The organism is Streptomyces sp. NBC_01508 (assembly GCF_045040315.1).
Lineage (GTDB): Bacteria > Actinomycetota > Actinomycetes > Streptomycetales > Streptomycetaceae > Streptomyces.
In genome coordinates this window covers 4,812,600-4,830,738 of record NZ_CP109419.1, presented here as the reverse complement: position 1 = coordinate 4,830,738, position 18,139 = coordinate 4,812,600, and the positions used below count along the sequence as shown (strand labels likewise).

The window sequence follows — 18,139 nt, the reverse complement described above, 5'->3', positions numbered from 1 at the left end:
AACCGCGCCCGCTCCCCCTGGCCGTCCGGGCGAGCGGGCGCCCCTTCACGCAGCCGTCGCCGTCGCCAGCTCCCGCTCCCGCTCCCGCTGTACGAACGTCACGTGCGGGTGCCCCCGGCGCAGGTCGATCTTGACGCGCAGGCCGCCCACCCGGGCGAGCATCACGCCCACGCCCACCGCCGCCAGTGTGGCGACCACGCCGCCCGAGGCGAAGCCGACCCTGGCGCCGTACGTGTCGGTGACCCAGCCGATGAGCGGGGCGCCCAGTGGCGTACCGCCCGTGAAGACCATCATGAACAGGGCCATCACCCGGCCGCGCATGGCCGGGTCCGTGGTCATCTGGATGCTGGAGTTGGCGGTGACGTTGACCGTCAGGCCGAACATGCCGACCGGCACGAGCAGCGCCGCGAAGAGCCAGAACGTCGGCGCGAACGCGGTCACGATCTCCAGCACACCGAAGAGGATCGCCGCCGCCACCAGCAGCCGCATCCGGGAGCTGCCCCGGCGGGCGGCGAGCAGGGCGCCGATCAGGGAGCCGACCGCCATCAGGGTGTTGAGCAGGCCGTACGTACCGGCGTCGGCGTGGTAGACGTCGTCCGCGAAGGCGGAGAGCACGATCGGGAAGTTGAAGCCGAAGGTGCCGATGAATCCGACGAGCACGATCGGCCAGATCAGCTCGGGTCTTCCGGCGACGTAACGCAGCCCTTCCCGCAGTTGGCCCTTGCCACGCTGGGTGCGTTCGACCTTCAGCAGCTCGGAGTTGCGCATCAGCAGCAGGGCCGCGATCGGGGCGATGAACGACAGTCCGTTGAGCAGGAAGGCGTAGCCGCTGCCGACGGCGGTGATCAGCACACCGGCGACGGCCGGGCCGACGAGGCGGGCGGACTGGAAGTTGGCCGAGTTCAGGCTGACGGCGTTGCGCAGCTGGTCCGGGCCGACCATCTCGTGCACGAACGACTGGCGGGCCGGGTTGTCGACCACCGTGACGAGGCCGAGCACGAAGGCCGTGGCGTACACATGCCACACCTGGACCTGGCCACTGAGGGTGAGGACGGCGAGTGCGAGGCCGGTGAGTCCCATGGCGGCCTGGGTGCCGAGCAGCAGGGTGCGCTTGTTGCACCGGTCGGCTATGACACCGCCGTACAGGCCGAAGAGCAGCATCGGCAGGAATTGGAGGGCCGTGGTGATACCGACGGCCGTGGATGATCCGGTGAGGGTGAGCACCAGCCAGTCCTGGGCGATGCGCTGCATCCAGGTGCCGGTGTTCGACACGACCTGTCCGGTGGCGAAGAGCCGGTAGTTACGGATCTTCAGCGAACTGAACATGCTCGCGCGGGGCTCGGGGGGCTGTGCGGTCCGTTCAACGGGGTCGGGGGTGTGCGGTGCGGGGGCGGAGTCTGCTCCGGATCCCGTACTCAAAGTGGGTTCGCCTCCTCGGCGTGGACGGCGTGCTGGTGCGGATGCGTGGTTGCTTCCAGGGGTGTGCGGGTGGAAAGGGCAGGGCTACTGGCGGCTACGGATGGCTACAGGTGCGCGAGTTTCTCCAGCACCGGCGCGGCGGCGCGGAGCTTGGACCACTCGTCCTCGTCCAGCCCCTCCGCCACGGCGGTCAGCCACGCGTTCCGCTTGCGTCGGCTCTCTTCGAGCATGGCCTCGGCGCGCTCGGTCGACGTGACCACCTTCTGCCGGCGGTCGTCGGGGTGCGGATCGAGCCGGACCAGTCCCTTGGCTTCGAGCAGGGCCACGATGCGCGTCATCGACGGCGGCTGTACGTGCTCCTTGCGGGCCAGCTCGCCGGGGGTGGCCGAGCCGCAGCGGGCGAGGGTGCCGAGCACCGACATCTCGGTCGGGCTCAGGGACTCGTCGACGCGCTGGTGCTTGAGTCGCCGCCCCAGTCGCATGACGGCCGAGCGGAGTGCGTTCACGGCGATCGCGTCGTCGCCGTGGGATAGGTCAGGCATGGTGCTTAGCGTAACTCATTACCTAAGCTAAGGAAAATGGATGACGCCTCCCCCCGCCAGGTCGCACAGATCCCACACATCGAGCACATGCAGCTCACTCGAACGAGTGAGACAACAGCGGAAAGTAGCCCACGGGCCCGCGTCCGCCCCCGACCCTGGTCGGCATGGGATCGACAGTGCTCAGCCTGCGGATAGACGGTGAGCTGCTCGACCGGCTTCGGCAGCATGCCGCCAGACGCGGCATGAGCGTCCAGGACTACGTGGTCGGGACGCTCATGCGCGACGATTTCGACGAACGCTTCAAGGCGTCCGTCGACGAGACGGAGAGGTTCTACGGCGCCGCGTAACACCCCATGCGACGCGGGCGGATCGGGTCTGATCAGGTCAGGTCAGGTGAGATCAGATCAGGGTCAGGTCAGACCCAGCGCCGGCATCGCGTAGTAGAAGACGAACACGGCCGACACGGCGTACATCGCCACCGGCACCTCGCGGCCCCGCCCCGCCGCCAGCCGCAGCAGGCTGAAGGAGATGAAGCCGATGCCGATGCCGTTGGTGATCGAGTACGTGAACGGCATCATCACCATCGCCAGGAACGCGGGTACGGCGACGGTGAAGTCGCTCCAGTCGATGTCCTTGACCGACCCGGCGAGGATCAGGAAGCCGACCGCCAGCAGCGCGGGCGTCGCCGCCTGGGACGGGACCATCGTCGCGATCGGCGTGAGGAACAGCGCCAGCGAGAAGAGCGTGCCCGTCACGACGGACGCCAGTCCGGTCCTCGCCCCTTCGCCGACACCCGCCGTGGACTCCACGAAGCAGGTGCTGGCGGAGGACGAGGTCGCGCCGCCGGCCGCGACGGCGATGCCGTCCACGAACAGCACCCGGTTGATACCGGGCAGCCGGCCCTTCTCGTCCATCAGCTTCGCCTCGTCGCCGACGCCGAGGATCGTGCCCATCGCGTCGAAGAACGTGGACAGCAGCACGGTGAAGACGAAGAGGCACCCGGTGAGGATGCCGACCTTCTCGAAGCCGCCGAAGAGACTCAGCTCGCCGACCAGCCCGAAGTCCGGCGTGTCCACGGGGCTGCCCGGCCACTTCGGGGTGGTCAGACCCCAGCTCGGCACGTTGGCGACCGCCTCGACGACGAGCGCGACGAGCGTCATCGTCACGATCGAGATCAGGATCGCGCCGGACACCTTCCGCACGATCAGCGCCATCGTCAGCAGCGCGCCGAGCACGAAGACCAGTACGGGCCAGCCGTTGAGGTGGCCGTCCAGGCCGAGCTGGAGCGGCACGGTGGTCTCGCGCTTGTCCGGGACACGGGACACGAAGCCGGAGTCGACCAGGCCGATCAGCATGATGAAGAGGCCGATACCGATGGCGATGCCCTTGCGCAGGCTGGTCGGTACGGCGTTCATCACCCGTTCCCGCAGCCCGGTCGCGACCAGCAGCATCACCAGGAAACCGGCCAGGACGACCATGCCCATCGCGTCGGGCCAGCTCATCCGCGGGGCGAGCTGGAGCGCGACGATCGAGTTGACGCCGAGCCCGGCGGCGAGCGCGATCGGCACATTGCCGATGACGCCCATCAGGAGGGTGGAGAAGGCCGCGGTCAGCACGGTGGCGGTGACCAGCTGGCCGCTGTTGAGGTAGTTGTCGTGCATGTCCTTCGCGCTGCCGAGGATGATCGGGTTCAGCACGATGATGTAGGCCATCGCGAAGAAGGTGGCGAAGCCTCCGCGCACCTCGCGGGCGACGGTGGAACCGCGCTCCGAGATCTTGAAGAAGCGGTCGATGGCGACCGGGGCGGGGACCTTGTCCTGCACGGGCATGCGCAACCTCAGTCGTCAGTCGTCAAGGCGTCGTGATCGGTGGGCGTTCGAACGAATGGAATCGGCCATGCGGAATGGGCCATTCGTAAAACCGTTTCAGTATGAACAGATGGGCCGGTGATCGCTATCTCCGCGCGTAGAGCCCTGCGTGGAGCCGTACCCGGAGCCGTACCCGAGCCCTACGTTCCCGCCCCACCGCTACTCGACGGACCGCCGCATAGACTGACGCCATGGCCAAATGGACCCCGACGCATGAGGCACCCGAGCCCCTGGAGGGGCCGGTCGTCCCGACCATCGTCGGCGGCACCGTCATCTGGTTCGTCCTCTTCCTCGTGCAGCTCCCCTTCTACGGCTGGTTCGACGACCACGGGCACCTGTGGTGGGTGTGGACCTGTCTGGCCGGTGCCGGGCTCGGGCTGATCGGCATCTGGTACGTCCGCAGGCGCGAGGCCGCGATCAAGCGCGCGGCCACGGAACCGGCCGCGGAACCGGCCGCGGGCGCTGGCCCCCCCGAGGACCCCACGCCGTAGTGCCGTGGGACGACTTGTGCCCACGCCTCTCGTCCCTCGGTCGGATCTTCGGGCTCCTCGGCGGGTGAACGCCCCGGTACGGCCGTAACGTCGACCCCATGACTCAGCGGGCGAAGATCGACACCGGCGGCGAGCCACGCGGCCCCTCCATCGACGCGGGCGCGGAACTCGACCCCGTCCACCCGATGGAGCTGCCCGCGTCGGCCGCCCACGTCACCGGGCTGAGTGCCGCGCAGGTCGCCGAGCGGGTCGCGCGGGGCGAGGTCAACGACGTTCCCGTCCGCAGCAGCCGCTCCACCGTCGAGATCGTCCGCGCCAACGTCTTCACCCGGTTCAACGCGCTCATCGGTGTGCTCTGGGCGATCGTGCTGTTCGTCGCGCCGATCCAGGACAGCCTCTTCGGGTTCGTCATCATCGCGAACACCGGCATCGGCATCATCCAGGAGCTGCGCGCCAAGCGGACGCTCGACGGTCTGGCCGTCATCGGCGAGGCCAAGCCGGTCGTACGGCGGGACGGTGTCGCGGCCGGGATCTCCACCTCCGAGATCGTCCTCGGCGACATCGTCGAACTCGGCCCCGGCGACAAGGTCGTCGTGGACGGCGAGATCGTCGAGGCCGACAATCTGGAGGTCGACGAGTCGCTGCTCACCGGTGAGGCCGACCCGGTACTCAAGCGCCCCGGCGACACGGTGATGTCGGGCAGCTTCGTGGTCGCGGGCGGCGGCGCGTTCCGGGCGACGAAGGTGGGGCGGGAGGCGTACGCGGCCCAACTCGCCGAGGAGGCCTCGCGGTTCACCCTCGTCCAGTCCGAACTGCGCACCGGCATCAGCACGATCCTCAAGTACGTGACCTGGATGATGGTCCCGACGGCGATTGGCCTGATCATCAGTCAGCTCGTCGTCAAGGACACCAACGTCAAGGGCTCCATCGCCCGGACCATCGGCGGCATCGTCCCGATGATCCCGGAGGGCCTGGTCCTGCTGACCTCGGTCGCCTTCGCGATCGGCGTCATCCGGCTCGGCCGCAAGCAGTGCCTCGTCCAGGAGTTGCCGGCGATCGAGGGGCTGGCCCGCGTCGACGTCGTCTGCCTCGACAAGACGGGCACGCTCACCGAGGGCGGCATGGACATCACCGAACTCCGGCCGCTGGGCGGCGCGGACGAGGCGTACGTACGCACGGTGCTCGGCGCCCTCGGCGCGTCCGATCCCCGGCCCAACGCCAGCCTCCAGGCGATCATCGACGCGTATCCGGACGACTCGGGGTGGCGCGCCACGGCGGCGCTGCCGTTCTCGTCGGCCCGCAAGTACAGCGGCGCGACGTTCGAGCGGGAGGGCGGACCCACGAGCTGGCTGCTCGGCGCGCCCGACATCCTGCTGCCCGCCGGTGATCCCACCCTCGACGGGATCGACACCCTCAACGAGCAGGGCCTGCGGGTGCTCCTGCTGACCCGCGTCGACGGCGCCGTCACGCTCGACGCCCCCGACGTGACGGCCGGCGCGGTCCCGACGGCCCTCGTCGTACTGGAACAGCGGCTGCGCCCCGACGCCGCCGAGACCCTCACGTACTTCGCCGACCAGGACGTGGCGGCGAAGGTGATCTCCGGCGACAACGCGGTCTCGGTCGGCGCGGTGGCCGCGAAGCTCGGGCTGCCGGGCGCGGAGCGCACGGTGGACGCGCGCCAACTCCCGGACGACCGCGACGAGATGGCGCGGGCGCTCGACTCGGCCGCAGTCTTCGGCCGGGTCAGCCCGCAGCAGAAGCGGGAGATGGTGGGCGCGTTGCAGTCGCACGGCCACACGGTCGCGATGACCGGCGACGGGGTGAACGACGTCCTCGCGCTGAAGGACGCCGACATCGGCGTCGCGATGGGGTCGGGGTCGGAGGCGACGCGGGCGGTCGCCCAGATCGTGCTCCTCAACAACAGCTTCGCCACGCTGCCTTCGGTGGTGGCCGAGGGCCGCCGCGTCATCGGCAACATCACACGCGTCGCGACACTGTTCCTGACGAAGACGGTCTACTCGGTGCTGCTGGCCATCCTGGTGGTGTGCACGCAGGTGGAGTACCCGTTCCTGCCCCGGCATCTGACGCTGATCTCCACACTGACGATCGGCGTCCCGGCGTTCTTCCTGGCCCTGGCACCCAACAAGGAGCGCGCCAAGCCCAATTTCGTCCGCAGGGTGATGCGTTACTCGATCCCCAGCGGCGTCATCGCCGCCGCCACGACGTTCACGACCTACCTCCTGGCCCGCGCGCACTACAGCGGCCCGGGCTCCCTGTCCGCCGAGACGAGCGCGGCGACGCTGACGCTGTTCCTGATCTCGATGTGGGTACTGGCGATCATCGCCCGCCCGTACACCTGGTGGCGCGTGGGCCTGGTGGTGGCGATGGCCTTCTGCTTCCTGGTGGTCCTGGTCGTCCCGACGCTCCAGGACTTCTTCGCGCTGAAGCTGGTGGGCACGACGATGCCGTGGACGGCGGTGACGATCGCGGCCGTGGGCGGGGTACTGCTGGAAGTGGCGTGGCGGGTGGTGGACCGGAGGTTCACGGTGTAGGCGGACGGGGAAGCCGGCCGGTGAGGCCCACAGCAGCCGCCCGAAGGGATCGGCGAAAGACCTGCACCTCTCCCGTGCTTCTTGTGTTTCCCAGCGTGGAGGGGCCGGTCTGCGGCGATGCGGCCGCAACTGCTGAGTCAGGAAGCGAAGGGTGGGGCTGGGCACGTCGACGCCGGACGGGTGGACAAGCATGCGAAGCCTCTGGTGGAGATGGTTCTCTTGGTCGAAAACCCATTTACCAGGGGCTTCACTACATTGTCAGCCGAACTGCCAAATCCCGTCGGCAGGTTGAAAAATGCTTCAGTGAGTCCACGAGAACCTGACCTTCCAGTCAGCTGACACTCAGCAAATTGGCGAGCCGCAGGTAACGGTTCTTGCTCACGGGGCCGGCGGAACGAAGTTAGACAAGTCCGTAAACGGAACGAGCCCCTCCAGCGTATTGAGGGTAAAAACCTTCCCACACGTTACCGCAAGGAGATCCCTCATATCTTGTTTACGAACCCCAAAACCTCGGCCATCAATGCATGCGATCAGCTGCCAAGGCTCTTTCCCTTCTCGAATTGCGCCATCTCTCATTTGCCCCAGACGCAGAATCCTGGATACCTTGTCTCGGGCGGTTCCATCGTCCCCAGTAATTTTGGCCTCAATAACAATTCGAGGAGAGAACTCATCGGGGATGATAAAATCAGGTGCCTGGTCAAACCCTCGAACGCGTTCCGCGCGCTTCGTCTTCCTGAAGGGAATCCGATGGCCTGTCAGGAGAGACTCGATTGCGCTTTCCATGACGTCTCCGACACTCTCCGAGACGGCATCACGGTGGCCAGCGAAGGGACGTCCAAGGTATCGCTCATAGAGCAACACCGCGTATGGGACGTGATTCTCAGCACTGTAAGAGATACTAGGAATACCTTCCCGAGTATCAATTTTGTCGAGGCGATTAATGGCGCCGTCAGGTACCTCTTCAACCCCACGTTGAAGTACAGTACAGGCAGCTTCAAGCATTGCTTGAACGCGTTTCGTGACAAGTCGCGAACAACCCGCAAAATAACTAGGATCCTTCTTAGCGGCACCATCGAAACGACGGGCCACCCCAATAGGGATTCTTTCATCGGTCCACTCTCGGGTAAGGTCACTCCATTCCGGTGGAGTAACTCCCAAGATCGCGCGAAGGGCCAGAAAAGCGCGCGAATCCTCGACTATTGCACGCCAGCAAGAATCAACATCAAAGGTCACAAATCCGCGGGTGGACATTCGAAGCGCCTCATACCCTGAACGAAACTCTTCATACTCTACGAAGGAAGTTCCTCTGGGCATGTTCATAAATTGGCTAGTTAGATCGCCGAATGTGACCGCGACTAGTTCTTCAAGAGCCACTCCCGTAGGGAGCTGTTCGAGTTGGTAAGGCCGCACAGTGTTCACTGAACCCCCAAATTTCCGCTCAGGATAAGATCAACAGTCGCCCGCACCAAGTTCATTCGCTCATCCACGGATGCACTAGAATTCCACTCCGCCGTTGCGAGTACACGGACGGCTTCTCCAGCCACGTGCCCAGCTCGCAAGCAGGCAACGTCGCCAGCCGTACATTCATACCCGACCTCCTTCATGCTTGCAACGTCTCGACCCACTGCATCTGAAACGGATTTCTGAGGAATCGGAACGGACAAGACGGAAGCCACAAACTCTCTCTTCCTGCACACAAAGATTGAGTCGAGAATTGAGGAGTTGGTTCCTGCGATGTGCAGAGAGGCGGCCATCTCTGCCGGCGCGGGCAGGACCGCTGTGCATGTGAATCCGGCATCCAACATCGCAACAACCAGTGGCACATACGCCGAAGCGTCGTTGTGATGATAGGTGAAAGCGAATGGGGCATCCCGCTTCATTGCCCTGGACATCTGGACGAATACCTCACTCAGTCCACTAGTGAAATTATCGAGCCCACGCCCCATAGTGCGGTTACCAGTCAGCTCAAATTCCGTCCGCGTTGATTCGCGACGAAAAGACTCAACATCCTCAGCAAGGATTTTGCGCAACCAGATAAAGCAGAAGTCCATCAGCTCTGCATACTGAACATTGTCGAAGTACGGTGGGTCTGTGAAAACAGCGTCCAGACTTCCCTCCTGCAACTCTAGAACTTGAGAGGGAGAGCAATTTAGCCAAGCGGACCTGTCAGCAGGATGTGGTTCCTCTGATACCAGCGTCGCCTCGATGGACTCCCCTCGCGTCGGCACAATTTTCTTGGCTCCGCGATTCTTCAGCGTCTCATAAGGCGCCTGCGCATACTTCTTCGCCTTTGCGAATTTTTCCACAAAATGAATGAACGATCCAGATCCGACTCCTGGAATTCCGGGAATATTATTCTCGCACGCAACAAGCCCGACCGGATAACCGTGTACTGAGAAAATGTCTTGGCATTTCAATGCATAGGTGTCGTAGCGACAGAGGAGATTCTGATAACGCAAAAAATCGCTGAAAACTGTTGCCAGAGCATGCCTCATTCGCTGGCTTTCAATTTTCCCGATGATATCAGCCAGGATGCTAAGGCCAAGCTGCTGTCGGCTGCTAAACAGCTCTCGATATTGCCCATATCCCCACCTATGCAGACGATTCGTTTCGTCACCCTTGGGAATTGAATCCTCGGGAATCAGACTTGAAACCCTTGAACTTTCTTGACGATCCTCGGCATGTTTAAGCTTCAGGTGGTCATTCGAGTCCGGGCTCTTGAACTGACGGCCAGGCCGGCTTGAGTAACAATGGGAGCACCGATACTCAATCGCGAAAAGACGATGCTGTGGGGGGGAGTCAAGCTCCTTCAAGTGAGCAAACTCGTGCCCGCATTCCAGGCAAACCGCCTTGCCGCGCCGCGTGTTCCCCCGAGCTAGGCCGAGCCCACACTTGGAGCACGCTTTTGTGTCATCCTTTTCGAATTCCTGCAAGATGTCGCAGGCGGGGCAAGTAAATACCTCTTTCGGATGGCGAACAGATTCAGCCACCCGATAGCCAGGGAACAAAGATACTTGACCATTACATTTTGGGCATTTGCAAGTCTTGACCCAGATGAAATATTTGACATCCGCTTCGCTATCGCAGAATTTGCAGGCCGTCTTGTAGAATTCTCCAATTCGAGAATTCAGCTCGTCAAAGACCTGTAGACCGGCCTTCCGGAATTCCTCGATGTTAATCGGGTCCACGGCCTGCCGCACCAGCCAGTAAGCCATCGGACTAACGTCACAGCCCACAACGCTCGCGCCCACACGCAAAGACTCAAAAATTGTCGTTCCGCCACCCATAAATGGATCGGCAACTAGCCCATCGAAGCTATTTCCCTCCCAGTACGCTTCCTGAAGATCTTTCCCTGCAAATTCAGAAAGAATCAAACTGCGAAACACGCTTCCTGGGCGTCGAGCGAACCATTTATGGATGCTGATGATCGGTCGATACGTTTGCTGGACTTGCTTCTCTCGCATCGCGAGCGCAGCCACGAAGGGGGCGTCGAATCGACGTTCTAGGTTGAATGGGCCTTCGCCCTCTGCAGGTGTTGGCTCAGGGGTCACAGCATCAGCAAAGGAGAGTTGCATCCCCCTAGCATGTCATGCATCGGGCCACTGCCTGTCCCCACGTCGGACTCCTGAGATTGAGCTGGTGAAGTCATAGGGGCTGTCGGTTGGTGCCTGCCTGCGGTATCACCGGAGGATGAGCTATCCACAGGGTGGTGGGTTGACCGACGAACGGCGGGACAGGTGCGAGAAGTTGCGGCTTCAGGCAGCACATCGATCGCCAGGGATCTGCGGGTCAGTGTCCGCTCGGTCCAGCGATGGCGTCACGCGTGGGCGGCGGGCGGCGGGCGATCTCTGCGGTCGCAGGTGCCCGCATCACTGCCGAGATTGAGCGAGGACGAAGCCAGCCTCTCCATGATGCCACCGCGGGTGAAGACCTGGTCCCAGCGCGGCCGGACCCCGGTGGTGCGCCGAGACCCAAGTGGCGTGGCACCGTGGCGACGGCCGGTTCAAGACGCCGGACGGAGAGCCGGACGAGGTCGCGGCTGTGGCCGCTGTCGACTCGGCTTACCTCGCCACACGGGCCGCATTCAACGTGATCGACCTCGAAGGCGTTGGCCCTGCCAAAGAGGCCCGTGCTCTCGTGGAGCGCGTTTCGGCCCTGCATTGGGGCGACGGCCAGGACCCACGCTGGTACGACTGCAAGAAGGCCCGCGAAGAGTTCCTGGCCGCTGCCGCCGGCTACCTCAAGGGCATGCTCGACGAAGACTGACTGTTCCTGGACACCACCGACATCTCTCGCAGGAGCCGCCGACCGCGCGGTTCCCCGCCACCACGATCGGCATCCCGGCGTTCTTCCTGGCGCTGGCACCGAACAAGGAGCGCGCCAGGCCCAACTTCGTCCGCAGGGTGATGCGTTACTCGATCCCCAGCGGCATCATCGCCGCCGCCGCGACGTTCACGACGTATCTTCTGGCCCGCGCGCACGACAGCGGCCCGGGCGCGCTGTCCGCCGAGACGAGCGCGGCGACGCTGACACTGTTCCTGATCTCGATGTGGGTACTGGCCATCATCGCCCGCCCGTACACCTCGCCCGGCGCCCTCGTCAGGCGGTCGTCGGGACCTCGTCCGCCATGCGCAGGGCCGCGACCAGTTCGCGGTAGAGCAGGTCCCGCGCGAGCAGTTCCTCGTGGGTGCCCCGGGCGCGGATCCGGCCCGACTCCATGACCACGATCGTGTCCGCGTCGACCACGGTGGACAGCCGGTGCGCGATGGTCACCACCGTGCCCTCGCGCGCCCGCCGCCGGACGCACTCGTGCACCGCCGCCTCGGTGAGCGCGTCGAGTTGAGCCGTCGCCTCGTCGAGGAGCAGTACGTCGGGGCGGCGCAGCAACGCCCGCGCCAGTGCGATCCGCTGCCGCTCGCCGCCCGACACGGCGGCCGCCGACAGCTCCGTGTCCAGGCCCTCCGGCAGCGCCGCCACCTTCTGGGCGAGCTTCACGTCGGCGAGCACCTGGTGCATCTCGTCCTCTCCGGCGTCGGGGCGGGAGTGGACCAGGTTGTCCCGCAGGGTGCCGGGCACGACCGGGGTGTCCTGCTCCACGTAGGCGAGGCGGGAGCGGACCGCGGCGTAGCCGTGCCGTTCGTACGGGACGCCGTCCAGGAGCAGTTCGCCCTCCTGGGGCTCCAGGAAACGCAGGAGGAGGGAGAAGAGGGTGGTCTTGCCCGCTCCGGACGGCCCGACGACGGCCACGTGCCCCTGGCGCGGCAGCTCCAGGTCGAGCCCGCGCACGGCCGGTTCCTGATCCGGCCCGTACGCCGCGGTGACCCCGCGCACCTGGATCACCGGCCCGCTCGTACGCCTGTCGGGCACCGCGGTCCGCGGCTCGTCGTCCTCGATCGGCAACTGCTCCACCGACTTGATCCGCTCGGCGGCGGCGATGCCGGACTGGAGCGCGGTGAGGTTCTGCGACAGTTCGGTGACCGGCTCCATGAGGCCGAAGGCGTACAGCAGGAAGGCGATCAGGCTGGAGACCTCCAGCCGGCCCTCGCCGACCCGCCAGGCGCCGACCGCGAGGATGAGGATGACCGCGAGCTGGACGCCGGTCCAGGCGACGGTCCACGCCGTGGCCTCCAGGCGGACGGCCCGGATGCCGTGGCGCGCCGCGGCGCGTGCGTCCTTCGCGATCAGCTCCCCCTGCCGGTCCTCGGCGCCGCTCGCCTTGACGGTGCGGATCGCCCGCAGGGTGCCCTCCAGGACGGCGCCGACCCGGCCGACGTGTTCCTGCGCCCGCTCCTGTGCCTTGGCGATGGCGGGCATCAGAACGGCGAAGAGGACGATCACGATCAGGACCGCCGCGACGGTCGTGCCGAGCAGCACCGGGTCGAGTACGGCCATCAGGACCAGTGTGCCGACCAGCATGACCACGCTGTTGATCAGCCCGGTCACGCTGGACGAGGCCGCCTCGCGCAGCAGCAGCGTGTCGGACACCGTCCGTGTGACGAGTTCGCCCGTCGGCCGCTTGGCGATCGCGGGCACCGCGGCGCGGAGGAACCGCCGCACCATCGACTCCCGGGCCGCCAGGACCACGCGCTCGCCGACCGTCCCGATGAGGATCCACTCGGCGCAGTAGAGCACCGCCCCGACGAGGAGCAGGCCCAGCAGGATGAGCACGGGGCCGCGCAGCGAGGCACCGTCCCCGAGCGCGTCCAGGACCTGCTTGGTCACCATCGGCGTGGCAAGGCCCATCGCGGACGCGGCGAGGGCCAGGAGCAGGCCACCGCCGAGCGCCCGTCGGTGCGGGCGGGCGAAGGACCACAGGATCCGCAGGCTGTCTGGATTGAACATACTTCAGAGTGGAACATGAATGTTCCATAACGGTCAAACAATTTCCCTTACGGAACCGCGCTACGGTACGGCCATGAACACCGTCGCGAACAGCAGCACGGGCACCGGGAGCAGGCCCGGGGGCGGGAGCGGGTCCGGGGGCGCCCGTGGCCGCACCAGACGCGCCATCCTCGACGCCGCCACCTCCGTGCTGGCCAAGAACTCCGGGGCCTCTCTCGGCGACGTGGCCACCGCGGCGGGCGTCGGCCGCACGACCGTGCACCGCTACTTCCCGGAACGCTCCGACCTGGTGCGCGCCCTCGGCGCCGACGTCCTGGAGAAGGTCGCCGCCGCCACGGAGCGGGCCCGCGTGGAGAGCGGCGCCGCGCTCGACGCCCTTGAGCGGCTGTGTCAGGAACTGTTCGAACTCGGGGACGCGTTGAGCCTCGTCTTCGACGACTCGCTGTCGGCGGCGTGGAACTGGGAGGGCTGGGAGGAGGACACCGACGCCGATCGCGCCCTGGTCCGGCTCGTCGAACGCGGCCAGGCGAAGGGCGAGTTCGACACGGAGCTGGACGCGCAGTGGATCGCCGAGGTGCTGTGGGCGCTGCTCTACGCCGCCTGGGAGCGCAGCCGCCAGGGCTCCACGAAACACGAGGCGCTGACCCTGTGCCTGCGGACGCTGCGCAAGGCGGCCACGCCGTAGGCCCTCAACTCGCGCAGAGACGGCGAAGGACCCCGCGCATGGTGTGCGCGGGGTCCTTCGTACGAACAACCGGTCGAGCCGTGAAGCTCAGGTCGGTCAGGTCGGTCGGATCAGGTCACTTCACGTCGACGAAGTCGCCGGCCGCGATGACCGCCGGGGTGGTGGTCGTGCCGCCGAAGTTCCAGCGCCAGAAGCCGTCCACCGTGGCCTTGGTGGTGGTCTTCAGGGCGCCGGTGGTGGAGGTCTTGACCGTCTTGACCGTGCTGTAGGTGCTGCTGGTCTTCTTACGGAACTGGAGCTTCACGGACTGGGTGGCGTAGCCCTTGTAGGTGCCCGTCTCCCAGTTGGCACGGGACAGCTTGCCCGTGGCCGTGATCGTCTTGCCCTTCTTCACCGGCTCGGGAGCGGCGTTGACGGTCACCTTGGACAGCCGCTGGAGGCTCGTCTTGGCGAACTTGTCACTCTGCTTGCTGTAGGAGTCGTTCGAGAGCACCCACGCGCCGACGTTCCAGGTCTTGGCGTCGCTGTTGATGAGCCACAGCGGGTCGATCTCGATGTTCTGCGTGCAGGTGGAGGTGGTGGCGCTCGCCGCCACGCAGTTGAAGGCGTCGACCGCCCCGAAGCCGAAGGAGTCCGGGTCGTCCACGCTGGAGCCGGTCCAGATGATCGCGTCGGCGTCGGCGATGCCGGACGGGTGCGACGCGGTGATCGAGACCTTGACCTTCTTGGCCGCGGTGGTGCCGACGACGATGGGCTTGCCACCGTTCACGACGGCCTTGCTGATGACCGGTTCCTCGGCTGCCGCCCGGGCGTTGCCCTTCGGCGCGGCGGCGGAGCCCTGGTGGGTGGCGGAGCCGTAGGACGGCACGCCGGGACGGTCGCCCGCAGGAGCGGCCTGGGCGGCCGGCACGGCGAGGGCGGAGAGAGCCAGGGCACCGGTCGCGACGGCAACAGTGGCACGGATTCGCATGCAATTCCCCATTTGTCAGTGAGCCCATTGGCTCACCTGTACAGACGAGAGTCAGGAGGGAATGGTTGTACACAAGGTGCGACTTTCGTGAAGATCACACCTCGTGTCTGGACACACACCCAGCCGAACCACCGGGCACACCCTCAGTCGAACCAGCGGTCCCGCGCCAGCTCCTGCGTACGCGACGCGTCCTCCAGCAGCGCGGCCACCTCGAAGCGGCGCGGCCACTGCCCCGCCGCCCACGCCAGCCCGGCGGCGACGCCCTCCACCGTGGCCGCGTGGACCGTGCCGTCGGGCGTGCGCCGCCAGTCCAACTCCACGCCGCCCGCCAGCAGTTGCTCGTGCTCCAGATAGGTGTCCGGCGTGCCGGCGCCGAGCAGTACGCGGACGGACTCGGGGACCTCGTACTCCTCGCCCTCCGTCGCCACCTCCGCCGTGACGCGCTCGGAGAGCCGGCCGACCTGCAACAGCTCCGCGAGGTCGGCGGCGCGCGCCGGGGCCACCGGCAGCAGCGGCAGTCCGGCGGCCAGCGGCAGCAGGTCGGGCGCGTCGGCGATCACGGCATCCGCCGCGTCCACGATCCGCACCTCGCCGTCCACGACCGCGCGCAACTCGTCCGGCAGCGTGACCTGTTCGGGGTCGAGGTCGGCGACCGCCGTGTAGAGGGCGTGCAGTTGACGGGCCGTCACCTCGCGGTCCGGGTCGGCCAGCCGGGTCAACAGCTCGGCCGCGCCGCCCGGTTCGTCGAGCAGGGCGGCGACCGATGTCCGTACGCCCAGGGCGCGCAGCACCTGCGCGTCCTCGAAGCCGGAGGCGTCCACGGAGTCGTAGAGCCCGGCCAGCAGCGGATCGCCGCCCGCCGCGCGCAGTCCGGCCGGCCGGCGCCCGTCGAGCACGGGGTGGTCGCGCAGCCACCAGGCGGTGTACGAGCGCACGCTCTCGGTCGTGCCGTCGGGCAGCAGGACGCGTACGGGCGCGGTGAGCGCGTCCCGCAGCGGAGGCTGGGCCAGCAGCGCGAGGGCCTGCGGCCAGGCGTCGTCGTCCACGAGGTCAAGATCGCGTACGGCCACGATCTCGGTGGCGACCGGCGGTACGGGCGTCTCGGGCAGCCGGTCCAGGACGTCCTCGCACCAGACGTCGACGGCGTCGAGCAGACCGGCGTCGTCCGGTTCGGCGAAGTCGCCTTCGCGCGGCTCCAGTTCGTCGGGGTCCAGGACGACGTCCGTGGCGCGTACGAGGGTGAAGCCGGCCAGCACCCCGCAGGCGGCGAGCGGCTGTTCGCCCCAGCGTTCGGCCAGGTCCGCGTCGCACAGGGCGAGTTCGTCCTCGCGCATGACGGCGGCGAACGGGCTGCCGGGCAGGACGAGTTCACCGGCGGGGGCGAGTTCGCCGTCCTCGTCGGGCAGGGCGAGCGCGGCCAGCCACGGCTCGTCACCGGCGTCCAGGTCCGCGTCCCGTACCAGGGCGAGGACCGTCTCGGCCAACTCATCGGCGTCCAGGCCCTGTTCCTGATCCCAGATCTCCCCCGAGTCCAGCGAGGCGGCGACCGCCGCCCGTACCTCCGGGGTCGTCAGTACGGCGCGCGGCGTCGCGGGCAGGGCGCCCAGCTTCTCCAGCAGTGGGTGGGCGGCGTCGGGGTGCGCCACCTTCAGGCCGAGCCTGGCCAGGTCGGCGGGCGTGTCGGCGAGCGGCAGCAGCACCCGCCGGGGACCGACGGCCGTACGCCCGCCGGCGAGCGGCACCGGCAGTCCGGTCAGCCGGTCCGGGTCGACGCCGGCCAGCGACTCGTACAGCCGCCGCCACCAGTCGGGGGCGCGCTCGGCGCCGCCGATGCGCTCGATGGCGTCGCCGAGCGGCAGCCGGCCCACCGTCAGGGACCGCAGCTCCGTGCGCCGTTCGAGCCCGGCGGGCAGCAACGTGGGCAGTACTTCGGCCAGTACGCGTACGGTGTCGTCGCCCGCGCCCTCCACCACCTCCGCCTCGAAGGGCCGCAGCGCGGTCAACTCCTCGCTGGGAGCGGCCGGTTCGAGGAAGGCGACGCGCGGCAGCCGGGTCAGGATCGCGGCCCGCAGCAGCCCGTCCAGCTCGCCCTTGCCGAGCGGCCCCGGCACCAGGTCGATGGTGCCGGTGGACACCGGCCGCCACTCGCCGAGCAGTTCGGCGTACGCGTCGGCGGCCCGCTCCACGAGGAAGTCGGTGAGCGGTCCGGGCGCGGGGTGCCGCCGGGTGGTGTCCAGCGGCAGCGAGGCGATCAACAGGGCCGGTACGCCCAGGGGTTCGTCGGTCGGCGTGGGGGCGTGCACGACGGGCGCGGTACGGGGCCGGGCCGGGGCGCCCTCGTCGTCCACGGGGACGGCCCAGGTGACCGACCAGTGGGGCCGCAGACGTTCCTCGACGGGGCGGCCTTCGAGCAGCGCGGGGTCAGTGGCCCCGTGCCGGCTGACGACCCGCCAGCGCCGCACACCGCCCGCCCGGCTGTCCTCCACATGCACGTAAGGCCCGTGCACGCCGCGCCTCAACACCCGCTCGCCGTCCGGGGTTTCGACGACGATCTCTTCAAGCCCCGGCAGGGTCAGCAGCAGCGCGTCGTCGACGGCGGCGAGCAGCCGCTCCACCAGATCGAGCGCGGCCGAGTCCCGCAGGGGCAGGATGACCACGGTGTCGTACCCCTCGGGGGCACTGCCCTCGGCGGGCAACGGCAGCCGCAGCAACGGCACATGGCCGTCACGGCGGCGCAGCTCGTCGCCGAGTCCGGGGCTCGCCTGCGCGGTCTCCTGGGCCAGCTCGCGCGCCTCGGCGAGCGACCAGCGGACACCACCGTGCCGGCCGACGACGGCCGGTTCGTCGCTGACGGCGATGACGGCGGCGAAGCCGACGCCGTAGCGCCCGACGGCGGACTCGTGCCCCTCGCGCTTGGCGGAGGCGCGGAGCGTACTGAGTGATTCAACACCGGCCGCGTCGAGGTGCGCGCCGGTGTTGGCGGCCACGAGCACGGCGGGACCCTCCGCCGTGGCCGGCCGCAGGGTGAGCCGGAGCCGGCCGGGGCCGCCCGCGCGGGCGGCGGCGTCGGCGGCGTTCTGCGCCAGCTCGACGATCAGGCGGTCCCGGTAGCCGCCGAGCGCGAGATCCTCCTCGGCGTTGGCGTCCTCCCGGAAGCGGGCGGGACCTGCCCCCCAGGAGGCCAGTACCGCACGCCGCAGTCGAGCCGTTCCGAACGGGTCGGCCCCCTCGGTCGTCGTGACGCTCACCCTGTGACTCCACTCTGTCCGC

The 18,139-nt window shown here is 67.4% G+C and carries 13 protein-coding genes and 1 pseudogene; 6 read left to right on the top strand and 8 right to left on the bottom strand.

What is annotated here, in order from left to right:
- Window positions 1-45: 45 nt before the first annotated feature.
- Together OG700_RS22560 and OG700_RS22555 are read right to left on the bottom strand one after the other, a co-directional pair.
- On the bottom strand, window positions 46-1,419 hold the full coding sequence (locus OG700_RS22560) for an MFS transporter (RefSeq protein WP_405616322.1): 1,374 nt from the start codon (window positions 1,417-1,419) through the stop codon (window positions 46-48).
- A 104-nt stretch (window positions 1,420-1,523) separates the two neighbouring features.
- On the bottom strand, window positions 1,524-1,961 hold the full coding sequence (locus OG700_RS22555) for a MarR family winged helix-turn-helix transcriptional regulator (protein WP_405616320.1): 438 nt from the start codon (window positions 1,959-1,961) through the stop codon (window positions 1,524-1,526).
- A 164-nt stretch (window positions 1,962-2,125) separates the two neighbouring features.
- On the opposite strand from OG700_RS22555, the gene OG700_RS22550 reads away from it, so the two are divergent.
- A complete protein-coding gene (locus tag OG700_RS22550) occupies window positions 2,126-2,308 on the top strand; it encodes a ribbon-helix-helix protein, CopG family (protein WP_405616318.1) in 183 nt (60 codons plus the stop codon).
- Between the two features lie 63 nt (window positions 2,309-2,371).
- On the opposite strand, the gene OG700_RS22545 is transcribed toward OG700_RS22550, so the two are convergent.
- On the bottom strand, window positions 2,372-3,784 hold the full coding sequence (locus OG700_RS22545) for an NCS2 family permease (RefSeq protein ID WP_405621890.1): 1,413 nt from the start codon (window positions 3,782-3,784) through the stop codon (window positions 2,372-2,374).
- A gap of 236 nt (window positions 3,785-4,020) precedes the next feature.
- Here OG700_RS22545 and OG700_RS22540 point away from each other — a divergent pair, with 236 nt between their 5' ends.
- Both OG700_RS22540 and OG700_RS22535 read left to right on the top strand, forming a co-directional pair.
- Complete coding sequence (locus tag OG700_RS22540; protein ID WP_405616317.1) at window positions 4,021-4,320, top strand: DUF2530 domain-containing protein; 300 nt, start codon at window positions 4,021-4,023, stop codon at window positions 4,318-4,320.
- 98 nt (window positions 4,321-4,418) lie between these two features.
- Window positions 4,419-6,872, top strand: coding sequence for an HAD-IC family P-type ATPase (locus OG700_RS22535; RefSeq protein ID WP_405616315.1), 2,454 nt, complete (start codon window positions 4,419-4,421; stop codon window positions 6,870-6,872).
- 378 nt (window positions 6,873-7,250) lie between these two features.
- On the opposite strand, the gene OG700_RS22530 is transcribed toward OG700_RS22535, so the two are convergent.
- Both OG700_RS22530 and OG700_RS22525 read right to left on the bottom strand, forming a co-directional pair.
- The gene (locus OG700_RS22530; protein WP_405616313.1) at window positions 7,251-8,246 is read right to left on the bottom strand and encodes a hypothetical protein; all 996 of its coding nucleotides are present in this window, start codon (window positions 8,244-8,246) and stop codon (window positions 7,251-7,253) included.
- Between the two features lie 41 nt (window positions 8,247-8,287).
- Window positions 8,288-10,351, bottom strand: a complete 2,064-nt coding sequence (locus OG700_RS22525) for a hypothetical protein (protein WP_405616310.1) — start codon at window positions 10,349-10,351, stop codon at window positions 8,288-8,290.
- Between the two features lie 496 nt (window positions 10,352-10,847).
- On the opposite strand from OG700_RS22525, the gene OG700_RS22520 reads away from it, so the two are divergent.
- Entirely contained in the window at window positions 10,848-11,138 is a 291-nt protein-coding gene (locus OG700_RS22520; RefSeq protein ID WP_405616308.1) for a hypothetical protein, read from the top strand.
- A gap of 62 nt (window positions 11,139-11,200) precedes the next feature.
- Window positions 11,201-11,455 (top strand): annotated as a pseudogene (locus OG700_RS22515) (cation-translocating P-type ATPase); the annotation flags it as partial.
- A gap of 16 nt (window positions 11,456-11,471) precedes the next feature.
- On the opposite strand, the gene OG700_RS22510 reads toward OG700_RS22515, so the two are convergent.
- Window positions 11,472-13,214: an ABC transporter ATP-binding protein gene (locus OG700_RS22510; RefSeq protein ID WP_405616306.1), complete on the bottom strand. Its 1,743-nt coding sequence runs from the start codon at window positions 13,212-13,214 to the stop codon at window positions 11,472-11,474.
- A 73-nt stretch (window positions 13,215-13,287) separates the two neighbouring features.
- Here OG700_RS22510 and OG700_RS22505 point away from each other — a divergent pair, with 73 nt between their 5' ends.
- Window positions 13,288-13,899: a TetR/AcrR family transcriptional regulator gene (locus OG700_RS22505; protein ID WP_405616304.1), complete on the top strand. Its 612-nt coding sequence runs from the start codon at window positions 13,288-13,290 to the stop codon at window positions 13,897-13,899.
- A 115-nt stretch (window positions 13,900-14,014) separates the two neighbouring features.
- Here the strand turns inward: OG700_RS22505 and OG700_RS22500 are convergent, their stop codons facing one another.
- On the bottom strand, window positions 14,015-14,869 hold the full coding sequence (locus tag OG700_RS22500) for a DUF5707 domain-containing protein (RefSeq protein ID WP_405616302.1): 855 nt from the start codon (window positions 14,867-14,869) through the stop codon (window positions 14,015-14,017).
- Window positions 14,870-15,012: 143 nt separating this feature from the next.
- On the bottom strand, window positions 15,013-18,117 hold the full coding sequence (locus tag OG700_RS22495) for a sacsin N-terminal ATP-binding-like domain-containing protein (protein ID WP_405616300.1): 3,105 nt from the start codon (window positions 18,115-18,117) through the stop codon (window positions 15,013-15,015).
- Window positions 18,118-18,139: the final 22 nt, after the last annotated feature.